The sequence below is a fragment of the Chryseobacterium sp. DT-167 genome, from assembly GCF_058310155.1.
Window position 1 is genome coordinate 1 of the sequence record NZ_JBZEEQ010000067.1, and the last position, 674, is coordinate 674.

2 protein-coding genes are annotated in these 674 nt (G+C 72.3%); both read left to right on the forward strand.

What is annotated here, in order from left to right:
- A partial coding sequence (locus AC4FQ5_RS19770; protein WP_491146291.1) for a hypothetical protein occupies positions 1–276 on the forward strand: 276 nt, incomplete at its 5' end.
- A 167-nt stretch (positions 277–443) separates the two neighbouring features.
- Positions 444–674: hypothetical protein (locus tag AC4FQ5_RS19775; RefSeq protein WP_491146294.1), on the forward strand; the 231-nt coding region annotated here is incomplete at its 3' end.

Genomic DNA, 674 nt, shown 5'->3' on the forward strand with positions numbered 1-674 from the left:
GGCAGCGCGAGCGCCGCAGGCAGTGCGGACAGCGGATCCTCCGAGGCCGACAGCTCGGTGAGGAGAGCCGTGTCCGATTCGATCACGGACCGCCAGCACGAACCGTCGGGGGCCGCCGCACAACCAGCGATTCCGTCGAGCGCCGCACGAGCGCCGGCGACGACGTCGTCCGACGATTCGGCGGGAGAACTCGAGGCCGGGCCCGGCTCCGGCGTGGCCGGTGAGCGCGCCGACGAATCCGCCCTCGCCGATCCCGCTCGCTGCCGGTTCTCGTGAGCCGCCATCGAGGGGTCAGCAGCTCCCGTGGACCGTGCCTGCTCGCCCGTCGGGACGAGGACGAGTACCACGATGGTGACCGCGACGATGGCCGCACCCATGATGAGGGGACCCCGCCGCCGCGACCTCGCCGATCCGGACCGCGGGTCGAGGCGCCCCCGGGAAGCGTGAAGGCGGCTCTTCTCGGTGCGGCCGCCTTGCTCGCCGCGGTCCTCTCGTTCGGGATGATCCCCGCCGTCACGGCGTTGACCGTGTCGGATCACGGCTCGTGGCTCGCCACGGGAACGGGACTCGAACCGACCGCGTACTCGAGCGATCACGCCCTCGAGAGCGTCGATGAGACCGGGCCGCCGCTCGGGAGAACGCGGACGAAGAGCACCCGCCGAAACCCTGACGGG